Below are 15363 nucleotides of genomic sequence, written 5' to 3'. Positions count from 1 at the left end.
AGGTTTACGGTGCTTTTAATAATTCAACTATTTTTTTGTTGCCGCAAATTATTGCGTTAAATAACAACTCAAGGTCAACTTTACTAAACCGACCTGTAGTGTTTTCTAAAATCGCATTGGTACCGCGCATATCTTTTTCTTCATATAAAGGCTTCAACCCTTCTGTGTCGGCGTAAAAGCCAAACGTTAGTTTTTCAACTACCTCGTCCATAGGTCGGTTAACTAAAATTTCCTTTTCGTGTAAAATCAACAGGGTGTCAATCAGGCTATCCAGGTCACGGACCTGGTGAGTTGATATTACGATACAGCGTTCATCGGTTAGCACCGAGGCAATCAGCTTTCTGAATTGTACTTTTGATGGAATGTCTAATCCGTTGGTAGGTTCATCCATAATAAGCAAGCTGGTGTTAGTGGCAAGCCCAAAAGCAATCATGGCCTTCTTTTGCTGCCCAAAGGACTGTTTGTCCATCACAGCGTTCTCATCAACATCCAATGCTTTGAGGTAGGTATAAAAATCAGATTTACTGAATTTAGGGTAAAACCCAGCGGTATTTGCCACAAACTTCGCCGGAGTAAAGGAGGGCACATAAACATCTTCGGCTAAAAAATAGATTTCTTCCAATATCGAAACAGACCTGCCCGAAACGCTGTTGCCGTTAAGCAAGCACTTCCCCTTTTTGGGGTAAGCCAATCCTGCCATATTTTTTAACAGAGTTGATTTTCCCGCCCCGTTTTTACCGAGTAAGCCATAAATATGGCCTTGCTCCAATTGCAGGTTCAGGTTATTAAAAAGCAAAGGTTGCTTATTGTAGCCAAAACTGAGATCGCTAATTTCTATCATATCGAGTATCAGTGTATTAGTTATCTAATACACCACAAATCAACAAGCAATTTTTGATATTTCCTAATGATTTGAAAAATATAATTAGATAGTGGACCTCCGTTTATATTTACAACATTGAGTATGATTTTTATCTTTTTTTAGGTTACAGCTGATAACCAGAGAGACAGGTAGCCGACCAGAATTTGTGTTTGCCTTAATTGGGACCTCAATTGCCGGAGCGCTAATTTAAGGCATTAATTGTGTTATTAACCAGGTTTACCGGTACGATGCCAATGGTAATATGAAGGTCGACGCCAGCAGGGCGGTCACCAATATCAGCTATAACCTGCTTAATTTACTACAAACGGCAACTACAACTACAGGCACAGACTCCTTTACATATGACGCCGCAGGCAGGAAACTGTGAAAAACCAGCACTATATCGAGTGTGAATACCGATTATATAGATGGTATCCAATACGAAGGTGGCACCATCAGTTTTATCCAGGTTAAAGAATATATTGGTTTTTTACAGGTTGTTAGGTCAAAAGAATGTGAACACTATCTAAATGCTTTTTAAGGTAAAAACATATTTTCACAGAAACGGTTAATTAACCATGCGTTTGTGTCTTTGTTTTTTGATATGCATTTCAATATCAGGCTTATGGGCCGAAGCCCAGACGTTAGTAACAGGACAAGTGGTAGATGCGTCGAGTGGAGAGCCCCTTGCATTAGTTTCAGTGACTTTTGCAGGCAGTAATGTTGGCACACGGGCAGATTCGTTGGGGCGGTTTCGGCTGTCCGGGGCAGCAAGGTTTACACAGGTAGCATTTTCGCATGTTGGTTATTTACCCACCGTCAAAGTAATTGTACCCGGGCAAGCGAATAAATTGCAAGTATTGCTTGAGCGGGATGCCAATCAGCTGGCAAATGTAACGATAACCTCGGTGAGGGGGCAGCGTTATCGCAACAAAGGAAACCCGGCAGTCGCGCTCATCCAGCAAGTGATCGATCATAAGCAGGAGAACCGCGCAGAGTCTGCAGCTTATTTGCAATATGAGCAGTATGAACGAATGGGGCTATCTTTTTTTAATTTACCGCAGAAAGTTGTTGAGAGTAAATTTTTTAGCCAATATAAGTTTATGTTGGATACTGTGCAGGGGCAAACTTTTATGCCGGTGTTGCTGGAAGAAAAGCTGTCGGACATTTATTTTCGAAAGGAGCCGGAGAAGAAAATACAGATACAGAAAGCCTATAAAGGCGTTAACATATTGCAGTTTATTGATACCGCGGGGGTTAAACTTTATGTAAACCAATTGTATGGCCATCAGGTGGATATTTATGAAAATAACCTCTTTATTATAGCTAACGAGTTTTTGAGCCCTATAGCGGATCATGCGCCAAATTATTATAAATTTTTTATTACGGATACCATTAGCACAGCTATGGGTAAACAGGTGGAGCTCGCTTTTACGCCACGCGCAAAAGGAGATCTGTTATTTGAGGGTAAGTTGGTTGTAACGCTGGATGGGCGTTTTGCAGTAACCGCTTGTGAATTAAGGCTAAATGGGAAGATTAATGTAAATTTCGTAAGAAGCTTTGATGTGCTGTTAGATTTTGCCCGGCAAACTGACGGCAGGTATGAACTGGCCAGCAGCAGGGTTAAGGCAGATTTTGGACTGACTAAAAAAGGCTGGGGTGTATTTGGTGAGCGTAAGGTGATATATCGTAACTACAAAATCGGCATGCCGCAAACTGTGGCATTTTACCAGGGTGAGGCTTTACAGGTGGCTATGGGCAAAGCTGGTTTTGATACGCTTAGCAAAGGCCAGGCACAGGTTTACGAAAAGTTGTACAAACTGGAACAGATGCCGTCTTACAAAAGAACAATGTGGTGGCTGTCTACTCTTACGGCAGGTTATGCCGATACCGGGCCGGTGCAAATCGGACCAATTGCACATTTTTTATCTTTTAATAGCCAGGAAGGCTTGCATTTGGAATTGGGCGGACGAACTACGCCACTGCTGGATAGCAACTTTTATTTTGAGGGATATGGCGCCTATGGCACTAAAGACCATCGGGTAAAAGGGAATGCAATCGCTTATTTTTCTTTAAATAAAACAGCGCCCTACCGTTTTCCTAATAATTATTTTAAGGTAAGCTATTTATATGATGTAGATGTGCCTGGTCATACTTTTTCGGTAACCAACCGTGCTACAGCATTCTCATCTTTTCAAACCGGAAAAACCAATTATTGGCTATATAGTAGAATATTTGAGCTACAATACTTCCGTGATTTCGAAAATCATTTCTCGTACATTCTGGGTTATAAAAACTGGCGGCAAACACCGGCTGCAGCGCTGGTTTATCAAAAAAATGATGATGGCAGCTTGGTGAACAATTTAACTACCAGCGAGCTAAACCTTCACTTACGCTATGCGCCGCATGAAGAGCTTATTCAGGGCAGCCGCACGCGGCATAGTATCCATAACCCTTATCCTATTTATGACCTTCTTATTAACCGTAGCCTTGGTGGCAATTATGCATATACCGACTTTGGCATTAACATTTATAAACGTTTTTATCTCTCTCAGGCGGGTTTTACGGATGTTACCCTGCTCGGCGGCTATGTGCTGGGCAAAGTGCCTTTTCCCTTGCTCAATATTAGCCCCGCCAATCAATCGCTCGCCTATAAGCGAGATGCTTATAATGCCATGAACTATCTTGAATTTGTGAGCGATCACTACTTAGGCCTTAACCTTACGCACACCTTTAACGGTTTCCTGTTAAACAAAGTCCCGCTAATCAAGCACCTAAAATGGCGGGAATTCATCTCTGCCAAAGTATTGTACGGTGGCCTGCGTGCCGAAAACGATCCGGCACAAAGCACAGGCCTTTATCGCTTACCCGCTGCAACCAACAGCTCCAACGGCACCTACACCTTTGGCAGTAAACCGTATATTGAAGCCGGGGCCGGCATAGGCAATATTTTTAAATTTTTGCGGATCGACCTCATTCGCCGCTACACTTATCTTGACCAACCCGGCGCGCGCATCTTCAGCATCAAATTCAGTTTCCAACCTGAATTTTAAAACCAATGAAACTTATTTTTCGTTATCGCCAATTGGTGGATATTCCAGGACGAATGACCACTCATTCTTGTATAGAGAGCGGTTTGTTGCTAATAGGTGCAGCTGTGGGCGAGGATTCGTTAGTCAGCGATTGTGCTGAATAAGCATAATTAGCTGTACCATTTCCGTCAATGTCATAATTATTGTAACAGCTGGTTTTCCATGGCCACTCACAGTATTGAAGACGATTTAAACCGAGTTATAACTGCATTGTCCTCAATCAATGGCTTAATTGGCTTGGAAGATGATAAATTAAACCGTGAATTAGTTGGTTCGATGTTTCCGGAAAAATTCATCTTTGAAAAATTGATAGATAGAACCGCCCGGATAAATGAGATTGCAGAAATTATTTAGCAGACTAACAGCAGGTTACATGATAAAAAACAAAAGGCAAGCGATGAAAATCCATGCTTGCCCAGTTGGGTTTTCCTGCATGGGCTCGAACCACGATCGTCTGAACCAGAATCAGAAGTGTTACCATTACACCACAGGAAATAATAAACTGCCGTTACCTAACAGTTACTTAACACAAATATACAATTTGCGGCTATATTTTACAAGGAGTCTTGTGTCAGGTATAGGTTATAAAATATAGTTGCACTGCACCGCTAACACGCCTCCAAGGGGCAGGTCGGAATAAAAAAGTCTTATTTATTACCAGTTATTTATTTGATATCTGTTGTAATAACCACTGCACTATGTCATCGGCAGCTTTATCATTCTCGTAACCGGCCGGGAGCCTGCCGTTAGTATATTCGTTGTATAACCATGGATCGCCTACGGCAACAACAGTCCCTTTACCATATTTCGCAGAAGCAATGATAGTGGCGCCATTATTGTTTTTCAAAACAGGGACGGCAGTACCGCTTGTACTTATAGAGCATACATCCTTCATGAATATTTTACCGGCCGTTTTAAACACCGGGTTACCTGTTGTTTTTACCGCGCCATCTTCAAAATGAGCGTCGTCAATTACATGGTTCTGCAAATCATTATTAAAGTGCATACCAAATTTAGCAGCCAGCGTATTAAAGTGTGGTAATTCGACATTGGCACTATCATTTGCCATCAGCAATAATATACCGCCTTTTTTTACCCACTTGGCAATTTGCTCAACATCATTTGGCTGGATGTAATTTGGCGACGGGCTTTCCTTTTTACTATCAGGATCAACAATAATGTAGATGGCAGCATCCTTTAAATTATCAGTGGTGGGTGCTTGGTTAAGCGTATCTAACTTAGCGCCCGCTGTTGTAAACGCATCGCCAAAAATGGAGAAGCCAGTGTTTTCCTTATCCGTCCATAAATAATGAAAACGCACCGGCTGCCCTTCGGCATTTTTATGCACCTCGTGGTTAAAATAATAATCGAGCGTAACTGTTTGGGCACTGGCAACTAGACCAGCATTCACCAACAGCGTTATGATGGTTACTTTGAGTTTCATAAAAACGTGCTTAAATGTGGTAATTAAGTAGAGGCCCCGATAACGATCTAAACTATTTAAACAGTGTTATGCCTCAATTAGTTTTAATAAAATAGGTTCGGGAATAACCCATAATGTTTTAGTTATACTCCTCCGAATATAGAAAATCCGCCATCAACACAAATCATTGATCCGGTTACAAAAGCAGACGCGTCGCTCAGTAACCAGGTAAGAGCACCTTTTAACTCATCGGCATGGCCAAAACGTTTAAATGGAGTTTGTTTGATCACCAGCTCACCTCTTTGTGTATAACCCCCTTCAGCTTTGGTAAGCAGGTAACGATTTTGCTCGGTAAGAAAAAAGCCTGGTGCAAGCGCGTTCATTCTTATCTTGTCGCCATAGCGGTTTGCCAGCTCCACCGCAAACCATTGGTTGTAGCAATCAACCGCGGCTTTGCCAATATTATAGCCCAATACCTTGGTAATGGCCCGTTTTGAATTCATAGACGAAATATTTACGATACTGCCCACGCCAACTGTCTTAGCAATAGCCTCGCCAAATATCTGTGTCGGTATAATAGCTCCCCAGGTGTTGAGGTCCATTACTTTCTTCATCCCTGCTATGTTCATTTTAAAAATGTCTTCCTCAGGTGCCAGAACACCTTCGGGCATATTGCCGCCCGCGCCGTTAACCAAGCCGTCAACCTGGCCAAATGCATCTACAATTTTATTTTTAGCCGCTATCAGCTCGTCTTCATTTAGTACATCGGCAACCAAGGCAATAGCCTTGCCGCCATTTTTATTAATGACATCGGCCCGTTCTTCTGCTATCTCTTTTTTACGTCCCAGTATACCTACTGCTCCGCCGGCTTCAACTATGGCGTTTACAAACGCGTCGCCAAGTATTCCTGTACCGCCGGTAACTACAATCACTTTGCCGGCTAATGAAAATGGATTTTCCAATGTATTATGTTTTTTAGGTAATGGATTGAATTTATCTGATGTCGGGAATGGCAATAGGGTCCATGTCAGTATAGTCAAGGTTTTCGCCTGCCATGCCCCATATAAAACTATAACTCGCAGTACCGCTGCCCGAGTGTATACTCCATGGCGGTGATACCACCGCGTCGTAATTATCCATCAGGATATGCCGCGTTTCCTGTCCCTCACCCATATAATGGAATATTTTTTGACCGGCAGGCACATCAAAATAAAAATAAGCCTCCATGCGGCGGTCATGCACATGAGCAGGCATGGTGTTCCACACGCTGCCTTCATGCAGTATAGTGAGGCCCATTACCAACTGGCAACTTTTAATGCCTTCAAGGTGAATGTATTTATTGATGGTACGTTTATTGGCCGTTTCATTTGAGCCGGTGTGCACTTTGGCAGCATCGTCATTGGTCATTAATGTGGTAGGATACACCGCGTGGGCCGGGGCCGACAGGATATAGAACACCGCAGGCTGCGCACTGTTTTTACTGGCAAAGGTGACACTTTTTGCTCCCTTACCTATATAAAGGCAGTCGAGCTTGTTTACCTGGAAAGTTTTTCCGTCGGCGGTAACCTCGCCATCGCCGGCTACATTAATAATACCTATTTCCCGGCGCTCCAAAAAATACTCAGCCCGTAAATTGGGGTAGTTCTGCAGCTCAACTGGTTTATTTACAGGATAGGCAGCACCCACTATCATTCGGTCATAATGTGTGTAAGTACAGTTTAACTTATCGGTTTGTACCAGTTGATCAATCAGAAACCGTTCTCTGATCTGTGTGGTCTGATAGCTTTTAAAATCTTCAGGGTGTACGCTATGTATTACTTTCAAGGCATTGTTATTTGGTTAGGCAATTCTACAATGTATCTTCATTAAATCAAAAGTATTCGGCGGTTTATTCTACTCAAACGATTGCGCTCATTCATTTGCGCCTAAATAACCGGAATAAAAAAAGCCGCAGATTGTACATCAGCGGCTCCGGATAATTTAAGAGTGCTTATTCGTTAGTCTTCGTTAACAAACGAGCGCAGCATCCAGGTATTTTTTTCGTTAAACTGCATAAAAGCGTTCACCATATCGTTTGATCCGTCATCGCCTGCAGCAGCGGTAATGTCCAATATCTCCCTTTCTTTTGCAATTAAAATAGCAAGGTCGTCAATAATAGCCTTAACCATTTTAGTGTCTTTTAAACCAATGGTTTGTATTTCCTTAATTTGTGATGTTTCAATATAATCTTTAAAGGTGCTGTAGGGCGGTTTGCCCAAAGTAAGGATTCTTTCTGCGAGTTCATCAATGGTTGTTAGTGCAGCAGTATATAGTTCTTCAAACTTTAAATGTAAAGTGAAAAAATTTTGACCTTTAATATTCCAGTGGCATCCGCGTACTTTCTGATAGTAAATATGGTAATTGGCCAACAGATCATTCAAATGGTCAACAACAGGTTTTACTTTACCTTCTTCAAGACTTATTTCTTTCGCATTCATGTGTAAATAGTGATTTTAAATGTTAACACCGGCTTAGTAGCAATGTTTGGTAAATATAAGGAGATTTGATTTTAATATTCATATTTGTGTACTTTATGACAAAGTTGCTACCTTTTATTCATGAACAATTTGACTGGCCGGTTTGGCGTATGGAAATTGACGAAAAAAGCGCTTCGTTATTTGTTGAATTAAGAAACAGCGAAGAAAAAAAAGTAGCTTTTGGCGCTGTAAACCTATTTAACGGCCAAGTTAATTTTAAGGGCCTTACCACGCCCGAGCGTTGGCTTACCGGCATAGAGGCAGCTTATGATGGCGTACTGCTGCTGCATAATTACCAATCGGCAACCGGGCCGACGCACAAAGGCCTTATGGCCATTGATGCCAGCGGCAAAACGCTGTGGAGCAATTATACACTGGCCCTTGATCATTTATCAGTAAATGGTCCGGTTGTTTATAATACCCAGGTACAACCACCCAAATTATTTTTGGCTGATATTAAAACCGGCCAAACCGTAAGGAATTACGAACCTTTGGCAGATTATTTATTGCATAACCATATTGTGAGCCCGCAGTTATTGTCCGCTGATTTTTTTAATAATTTACAGTTGCCTGCCCAACCTTATGGAAATACGGTGCATTATATGGAGCACAATAATTATAGAATTGTATCTTTGCACACATTTTTTCAGGAAAAGATAGAACAACACTTATTTATTATCAACAACGAGGGTGCAATTGTTTATCAGGATTTGTTGAACAGCAATATACAAAAATTGCAACCGGAGGCGTTTGTAGTACATAAGAATAACCTGGTCTACTTAAAAGAAAGATCGGCATTAATAGTTTTAAACTTATAAGTTACTGTATTATAATTTATTATGAAATTAAAGATTTTATTATTGATCGCTCCCCTACTTACATTCTCTATATCCCTTTTTGCAAAATCCGCTGCCGATTCAGTAGGAGTTGAAAATCAGAATGGCAAAAAGATCATCCTGCATAAGCTTGATCCTAAAGACAATTATTACTCAATCGGCCGCCGGTATAATGTAAGCCCCAAAGCCGTTATTCAGTTTAATAATAATGCCGCCCTTAAAATTGGCGGTATTATAAAAGTACCAACAGAACAATCATTTGTACAAACTGCCACCCCATCGGCAGCCCAGCAAACCAGGCAACAGGTTCAACAACCTGCAGCACAGCAGCCAACCAAGCCCGCGGCACAACAACCGGTTACACAACAACAAACCAAGCCTGCTGCGGTACAGCAGCAAACCCAGGCGCCCGCACAGCAACCGGCAACCACTGCAACACAAGCTGCCGATACAACCCCGCAAAAAACCGTGAATACCGATAACGTACAACAATACAAGGTATCAGCCGGCGAAACGCTTTTTTCAATAGCCAAACGTTTTGGCACTTCGGTTGAAGATATTACCAAACTGAACAACTTAACCTCAACCAACCTTGCGCCCGGACAGGTAATAAAAGTACGTACCGGCCTGCCAGCTGATGAAAGACCGGTAGTGCAGCAGGATGCAATAAAACAACAGGACTCCACCGTTGCAGCTATTGACAGTGCGGGCAATAAGCTAAAGGCCAACAAATATGGCCTGTACGAAAAGAATGAAACCGGCGTAGCCACCTGGATAGATGATACCAGCCTTGACCCTAAAAAAGAACTGGTGCTGCACCGTACAGCTCCTATCGGTACCGTAATTAAAATTACAAACCCAATGAATAACCATACCACATATGCAAAGGTTGTTGGCCGTTTTACAGAAAGTGAAGCCACTAAGGATGTGCTTATTGTGATGACCAAGAACACTGCCGATGCATTAGGTGCTTTAGATAAACGCATTCACGTAAATATCAGCTACGGTAGCCCGAATGAATAAACCTTATATCATTGGAATTGCCGGCGGTAGCGGATCCGGCAAAACCTTTTTTTTGAAATGCTTTCTGGAGCATTTTAGCGCCGATGAAGTGTGCCTGGTGTCGCAAGATGACTATTATTTTCCGGTAGCCCATAACATGACGGCCGAAGAAAACAAGCTGTATAATTTTGATTTGCCAAGCACTATTGATCATGAGCACTTTCAACAGGATATAAGCAAACTTTTAAATAAGGAAACTATATTTAAGCCCGAATATACTTTTAACAATCCTGCTGCTATACCTAAAATACTGGAAATAAAGCCAGCTCCCATTTTAATTGTAGAAGGCTTATTCATTCTGCATTTTAAGGAAATATCAAACCTGCTTAACTTCAAGGTTTTTATTGATGCTGATGAAGATGTAGCACTGCAGCGCCGTCTTAAGCGCGACCTGATTGAACGCGGCTATTCACATGATGATGTGATGTATAAATGGATGAACCATGTAGTGCCTGCTTACAAAGAGTACCTATTGCCCTACAAAGACGAATGCGACAGGATTATTACCAATAACAGCCACGTAGCACAGGATATTATTGCTGTAACTCAAGAAATATCTGCCGAGCTAAGAAAAAAATTGTTTTAAAAAATTGATGTTTCCCGTCCGGTCTATTTAAATTAATCGCTCATATTATTTCTCCTTTTGTTAAATTAATCATTTTAATATACATAATTAATAAACATGTTTTAAGAGCTGCTTTAACAGGTATTTTTGATAGGTAAACCCAATTTTAAATACTTTATGAAAAGCTTATCCTGTAAATACGCGCTGTTTGCAAGCGGTGTTTTATGTTTACTGATATGGCAAAGCTGTAAAAAAGCGGAATCAATAAAGCCACAAATAGCAGACTCATCTCAAAACGCTATCGCTAAAAACAATGTGAGCGTGTTAACCACCTCAGCTGGCGATTCCCTGTTTCAAAGAATTTTAACACCCCGTACTTCTACAAATCCTGTACCCATTAAATCCGCAATTAAAATTTGCAGCGACCCCAAAGGGAATCTTTATGTTACCTGTAGTTTTACCAATTACGTTGGCATAAGCAAGGTAACACCGCAAGGTGTTGTAAGTCAGTTTGGCGGCCCGGTAAATACCGCAGGAATAAAAGCTGCAAAAAATGGTGATATTTATATTGTTGGCTACAACAACAATAAATACGGCATTGGCAGAATAACGCCAGATGGTGTTATACATTATTTAACCATAACCGGCCAGCAACTAAAAGAGCCCACCGACCTGGCCTTAAGTGATGACGGAACTATTTATATTACTGATATTGGTTTACACCAGGTGTTAAAAGTAACGCCTCAGGGCGTTTGCTCGGCCTTAGCCGGCAGTGCCACTGCTATTGGCAGCGCTGATGGCACCGGGCAACAGGCACACTTTACAAATCCAACCAGCATAAGGCTATCCGCCGATGGCTTATTATGGGTGATTGACGGAAATGAAAACAATCTTACTGGACAAACGATTAGAAAAGTAACCCTAACCGGTAGTGTAAGTACAAAATACATATTAAATTATGTCGGCACGCGCGATGATTATATCAGGAATATAGCTATAGCAAAAAGAGACAAAAACTTCAATCTTTCGCCTTATGAAAGTATATTTATACTTCACCGCAGCAATAAGATTACCCATTGGGGCACAAACGGAGTTGAAACCCCTTTAAATATCTATAGCAAAAATGCCAACCCATATGAAGAATATAGCATATCACTGTTTACCGATGTAACTTCAATTTGTATTCATGAAAATGCAATTTACATTCCTGAAAGCTATAATTACTACAACTTTGTGGTACGTAAGATCACTAAATACAAATAGTAATAATAAGCTCTCTCCTCATTTTAAATAACGATTTCGGGAACCTCTCCGGCTATGATCAGTTTCCCTGCTGTGGCTTTTTTGATGTCTTCTACACTTACGCCGGGCGCGCGTTCAAGCAGTTTAAAACCACCTTCGGGCAAAACGTCAAATACACCTAATTCAGTTACTATTTTTTTAACGCAGCGAACACCGGTTAAAGGCAATGTACATTGCGGCAGCAGTTTTGACTCGCCCGCCTTGTTCACATGCTGCATAGCAACAATTATATTTTCGGCCGATGCCACCAAGTCCATAGCACCTCCCATGCCTTTCACCATTTTACCGGGTATCTTCCAGTTGGCTATATCACCGTTTTCAGATACCTCCATGGCACCCAGTATGGTCAGATTAACTTTTTTGGCCCGTATCATACCAAAGCTCATGGCCGAATCAAATATGGCCGATCCCGGCAGCATGGTAATGGTTTGCTTGCCCGCGTTAATTACATCCGGGTCCTCCTCCCCTTCAAACGGAAACGGCCCCATGCCCAGCAAGCCATTTTCTGACTGCAGCACCACATCCATATTTTCGGGTATGTAGTTGGCCACCAACGTAGGGATACCTATACCCAGGTTAACATAATAACCATCTTTTATTTCTTTAGCTATTCGCTTTGCTATTCCAGTTTTATCAAGCATGTTATTAATTTGAAAATTTGTTGATTTGAAAATTTGAAAATGATTGATTAAAAATCTATTTTCCAATTGACTAATTACTTTTAGAAGTTGATATGATCTTTGATATAATTTTAATGATCGCCTTTAATTTACCAATCAATGTTTCGTTAAACGGATAGCTTTTAGAAGATTTACAAAGCAGTAAAAAGTATTCTGTTTCATCAGCTTCTTTAGCAGCTATCTTTAGTTTATGTATAAAATCATTTTTACTTTCAGCATTTTGAGCTTCACGAACGTTTGCGCCTATTGAAGTACCTGACCTGATAATTTGTCTGGCAATGGCAAACTTTTTATTAGCTTCTAATTCTTCGGAAAACTCAATGATATCTAACGCAAACTCAAATGTTAATTTGACAATCAAGTTTTCCTTATCGTCTCTCATTAATTAATTTACTTTGTTTCCAAGTCATTGCCTTTCATTTTCAGATCTTCAAATTGCTTAATTTTCAAATTGCCCTCACCGTTCGTTGCTCTATCCTCTTTTCGTAATTTCTACCCTGAAAAATACGATGCACATATATGCCCGGGGTGTGTATATGATCAGGATCAAGCTCGCCGGGTTGCACCAGCTCTTCAACTTCGGCAATGGTTACCTTACCGGCCATGGCCATTACAGGGTTAAAATTGCGGGCGGTTGACCGGTATATCAAATTACCCATAGTATCGCCTTTCCAGGCTTTTATCAGGGCAAAATCGGCATTAAAGGCCAGCTCCATTAAATAATCTTTACCATTAAAGTTACGCACCTCTTTACCTTCGGCTACCTCGGTGCCAACACCAGCCGGGGTAAAAATAGCGGGCATGCCGTACCCGGCAGCCATACAGCGGGTAGCCAGCGTACCCTGCGGCAGTAGCTCAACTTCCAGTTCACCGCTAAGTAACTGTCTTTCAAATTCCGCGTTTTCGCCTACGTATGAAGAGATCATTTTTTTTACCTGTCGCTGTTTCAGCATCAGGCCGATACCAAAATCATCAACCCCGGCATTGTTCGATATACAGGTAAGTTGCTTTACCTTCTTTTTAACAAGGGCGGCTATACAATTTTCGGGCAAGCCGCATAATCCAAAACCGCCCAGCATCAATGTCATTCCATCCTCAATATCGCGGATGGCCTCATCAGCACCACTAACTATTTTATTCATATTTAATAATTGGTTATTTCAAAAATACTTAAAATAAGCCGGAAGAAAGACAGCGGAACCGATGCATCAATGATAAAAGATCAGGCATATGATGATTCCTCGTTAAATGACCATGGAAGCTCTTTCCATTATCTTTTAAGTTAAATAATTAAAACAATTGAAAAATTCAGGCATTATAATTATACATTAATATACAAAATCTATGACACTTGAAAATAATGAGTTCTATGATGATGATAAAGATCAGCAGGAACAAACAAGTAACAAACCCAATGCTTATCGTGTTGACGATGATAGTGATCTTACAGAAGAAGACCTGCAACATGGCTACCCTACATCAAAAGATGATATGAAGAAACAGGATGCGCCAGGCATGGAAAGCAGGGGCATGGGCGGGCAAAGCTTTGGCAGCAACAATATTACCCCCTCTGGCGATGATAAAGCCAATCCATCGCAAACAGCAGGTTATACCAACGAATATTTCAGGCGGACCCAACCTGCCGAAGAACACCCCGAAAACAGCAATTTTACAGATCCTAACCAGGCAGGACAATCAAACTATGGGCAGGTGATGGATGCCACTACCCAAACCGGGCAGTCTGACGAGCAACCGGAAAGTAATAATGAAGAAAACACACCGGCCCAAAGACCAAATCCGCAGGAGCCTTACCGCGAAGGAACGGCTGATGACGACGGCAATAGCGATAAAAAGCAGGTAAACATTCCCGGCCCTAATGAAACTCCGGATCAGCAAAAGGTTGGGGAATAGCTTTAGTAGCTTACCATTTTATCTTTTTGTCAATAAAGCTGATCAAATCATCGGCCATAGCTTGCTGTTCTTTGGCGCTGGGATGTCCTCCTGTATTTTTATAAGGGAAAAAATGAGTATAAATATTCTTGTCATTTAGCTCGGCAACAGCCTTTTCTATGTAGCCGGGCCATGGCGAACCTTCTTTGGTGGCATCCATACTGCCAAGCGCGCAAATGACTTGTGCTTTAGGATATTTTTTGCGGATGTTTTTCACAAGGTCGCGGTATGCCTTGACGATCTGGGCTGGTTCGGGTGCTTTAGTTCCAAACCTTTCTTTAAACTGTTGATTATCGGGTAATTTAACTATCCATGAATCATTTTGAAACAGGTTAATAACCACCAGATCGGGTGTATATCTCGAAAAATTCCACAAACTGGTAGGGTCTGTCGGATCGAGCCGGTTATACATTTCGGGCATAATAAGCGGGAACCAGCTTACCAGAACACCAATGCCGCTTTTGGAGGTGCAAACATAATCGGCATCAAAATGGCGGGCGGTAATGGCAGCGTACCCTATATAACCGTTTTCGTACGGCGCACTGCCCCTGTCTTTTCCCGTTGTGTCTTCCACAGCATAGCCGCAGGTAATAGAGTTTCCAAAAACCTCCATGCGGCGTTTTTTAGGCTCGGGTGCCGGCAAAATACTTGTTTCTTTGGCCAAAATAAACTGATAGAAAACAGTTTTCCCCATTTCCCATTCCGTACGTTTAAATAACTCCAGGCTATGCGGTCCGGCCGGCAAACCTTCCACAAGCGTGTAAACTTTTTTGGTATTATCCAGGTGAATGGTATTAACCACCTTATCATCTACTATTACCGTGAAATAATTGTCGCCGCGTTCGTCCTGCAACAAGGCCGAAACCCCGGCACCGTTAAAGTTAATTTTTATTGATGAACCAGTCCAGTAGAGTTCGGCGGCCTCATCAGTGAGGTTGATACGGCCTGTGTAACGGATATGCCGGTCCTTGCTTTTAAGAACAAGATTTTGCCCGGTGCAATTGCTGGCCGCAACACTAAAACTAAGGAACAGGATTATAAAGTAGATTTTACGCATTTTAAAAGTTTACCGCTT

The 15363-nt window shown here is 41.7% G+C and carries 16 protein-coding genes; 7 read left to right on the top strand and 9 right to left on the bottom strand.

What is annotated here, in order from left to right:
• Nucleotides 1-4: 4 nt before the first annotated feature.
• Nucleotides 5-841, bottom strand: a complete 837-nt coding sequence (locus J2W55_RS04655) for an ATP-binding cassette domain-containing protein (RefSeq protein ID WP_310092494.1) — start codon at nt 839-841, stop codon at nt 5-7.
• A 599-nt stretch (nt 842-1440) separates the two neighbouring features.
• Here J2W55_RS04655 and J2W55_RS04650 point away from each other — a divergent pair.
• Together J2W55_RS04650 and J2W55_RS04645 are read left to right on the top strand one after the other, a co-directional pair.
• Nucleotides 1441-3915, top strand: coding sequence for a DUF5686 and carboxypeptidase-like regulatory domain-containing protein (locus J2W55_RS04650; RefSeq protein WP_310092492.1), 2475 nt, complete (start codon nt 1441-1443; stop codon nt 3913-3915).
• A 201-nt stretch (nt 3916-4116) separates the two neighbouring features.
• Nucleotides 4117-4308 (top strand): hypothetical protein, encoded by a 192-nt coding sequence (locus tag J2W55_RS04645; protein ID WP_310092490.1) that lies wholly within the window; start codon nt 4117-4119, stop codon nt 4306-4308.
• A 307-nt stretch (nt 4309-4615) separates the two neighbouring features.
• Here the strand turns inward: J2W55_RS04645 and J2W55_RS04640 are convergent, their stop codons facing one another.
• The 4 genes from J2W55_RS04640 to J2W55_RS04625 all read right to left on the bottom strand — a co-directional run bounded on the left by J2W55_RS04640 (nt 4616) and on the right by J2W55_RS04625 (nt 7854).
• Nucleotides 4616-5398, bottom strand: a complete 783-nt coding sequence (locus J2W55_RS04640; protein ID WP_310092488.1) for a DUF4350 domain-containing protein — start codon at nt 5396-5398, stop codon at nt 4616-4618.
• Nucleotides 5399-5520: 122 nt separating this feature from the next.
• On the bottom strand, nt 5521-6339 hold the full coding sequence (locus J2W55_RS04635) for an SDR family oxidoreductase (protein ID WP_310092487.1): 819 nt from the start codon (nt 6337-6339) through the stop codon (nt 5521-5523).
• Nucleotides 6340-6370: 31 nt separating this feature from the next.
• Complete coding sequence (gene kduI, locus J2W55_RS04630) at nt 6371-7201, bottom strand: 5-dehydro-4-deoxy-D-glucuronate isomerase (protein ID WP_310092485.1); 831 nt, start codon at nt 7199-7201, stop codon at nt 6371-6373.
• Between the two features lie 173 nt (nt 7202-7374).
• Nucleotides 7375-7854, bottom strand: coding sequence for a Dps family protein (locus J2W55_RS04625; RefSeq protein ID WP_310092483.1), 480 nt, complete (start codon nt 7852-7854; stop codon nt 7375-7377).
• Between the two features lie 95 nt (nt 7855-7949).
• On the opposite strand from J2W55_RS04625, the gene J2W55_RS04620 reads away from it, so the two are divergent.
• From J2W55_RS04620 to J2W55_RS04605, 4 genes are all read left to right on the top strand, one after another.
• Nucleotides 7950-8711, top strand: a complete 762-nt coding sequence (locus J2W55_RS04620) for a DUF4905 domain-containing protein (protein WP_310092481.1) — start codon at nt 7950-7952, stop codon at nt 8709-8711.
• A 21-nt stretch (nt 8712-8732) separates the two neighbouring features.
• A complete protein-coding gene (locus J2W55_RS04615; protein WP_310092479.1) occupies nt 8733-9752 on the top strand; it encodes a DPBB and LysM peptidoglycan-binding domain-containing protein in 1020 nt (339 codons plus the stop codon).
• On the top strand, nt 9745-10377 hold the full coding sequence (locus J2W55_RS04610; protein WP_310092477.1) for a uridine kinase family protein: 633 nt from the start codon (nt 9745-9747) through the stop codon (nt 10375-10377). Before J2W55_RS04615 ends, J2W55_RS04610 begins: the two co-directional genes overlap by 8 nt.
• 156 nt (nt 10378-10533) lie before the next feature.
• Entirely contained in the window at nt 10534-11619 is a 1086-nt protein-coding gene (locus tag J2W55_RS04605; protein WP_310092475.1) for an NHL repeat-containing protein, read from the top strand.
• Between the two features lie 23 nt (nt 11620-11642).
• Here J2W55_RS04605 and J2W55_RS04600 read toward each other — a convergent pair whose 3' ends face one another.
• The 3 genes from J2W55_RS04600 to J2W55_RS04590 all read right to left on the bottom strand — a co-directional run bounded on the left by J2W55_RS04600 (nt 11643) and on the right by J2W55_RS04590 (nt 13480).
• A complete protein-coding gene (locus tag J2W55_RS04600; RefSeq protein WP_310092473.1) occupies nt 11643-12299 on the bottom strand; it encodes a 3-oxoacid CoA-transferase subunit B in 657 nt (218 codons plus the stop codon).
• Nucleotides 12300-12369: 70 nt separating this feature from the next.
• Nucleotides 12370-12720: a four helix bundle protein gene (locus tag J2W55_RS04595; protein WP_310092470.1), complete on the bottom strand. Its 351-nt coding sequence runs from the start codon at nt 12718-12720 to the stop codon at nt 12370-12372.
• A gap of 64 nt (nt 12721-12784) precedes the next feature.
• Nucleotides 12785-13480: a CoA transferase subunit A gene (locus J2W55_RS04590; protein WP_310092468.1), complete on the bottom strand. Its 696-nt coding sequence runs from the start codon at nt 13478-13480 to the stop codon at nt 12785-12787.
• Between the two features lie 202 nt (nt 13481-13682).
• Here J2W55_RS04590 and J2W55_RS04585 point away from each other — a divergent pair, with 202 nt between their 5' ends.
• Entirely contained in the window at nt 13683-14249 is a 567-nt protein-coding gene (locus tag J2W55_RS04585) for a hypothetical protein (protein ID WP_310092466.1), read from the top strand.
• A 10-nt stretch (nt 14250-14259) separates the two neighbouring features.
• Here the strand turns inward: J2W55_RS04585 and J2W55_RS04580 are convergent, their stop codons facing one another.
• Entirely contained in the window at nt 14260-15345 is a 1086-nt protein-coding gene (locus J2W55_RS04580; protein WP_310092464.1) for an SGNH/GDSL hydrolase family protein, read from the bottom strand.
• Nucleotides 15346-15363: the final 18 nt, after the last annotated feature.

This window comes from Mucilaginibacter pocheonensis, from assembly GCF_031456535.1.
GTDB classification, from domain to species: Bacteria; Bacteroidota; Bacteroidia; order Sphingobacteriales; family Sphingobacteriaceae; genus Mucilaginibacter; species Mucilaginibacter pocheonensis.
The sequence above is the reverse complement of the archived record's forward strand: the minus strand, read 5'-3'. Positions and strand labels throughout refer to the sequence as shown.